Here is a 269-nt window from a genome sequence, read left to right on the forward strand (position 1 = left end):
TGACCGAGGCGCAGCCGATTGCGTTCACGGTGAGCGTGAGCGAGGCGCTGGACCGCGATCTGACGGTGACGTTGAGCAACGGCGAGCAAGTGGTGATTGTTGCAGGGCAGACCAGCGTGGTCTACAGCCTGCCGGCGCAGGGCGATGATGTGTTTATAGATCCGGGCTCAGTGACCGTTGGGTTGAGTAGTGCCACGGTAGTGGGCGCGGAATTTGAAGATCTGGTGTTGGGTGAACCGGCCACGGTCAACATCACAGACACGATTGAC

General features: G+C 59.9%; 1 protein-coding gene. It reads left to right on the forward strand.

Features of this window, described 5'->3' with window-relative positions; translation table 11 throughout:
- The coding region (locus Q5762_RS38530; protein WP_315896971.1) for an immunoglobulin-like domain-containing protein at positions 1-269 on the forward strand (269 nt) is incomplete at both ends.

This window comes from Streptomyces sp. P9(2023) (genome assembly GCF_032436795.1).
Classification (GTDB): domain Bacteria; phylum Actinomycetota; class Actinomycetes; order Streptomycetales; family Streptomycetaceae; genus Streptomyces.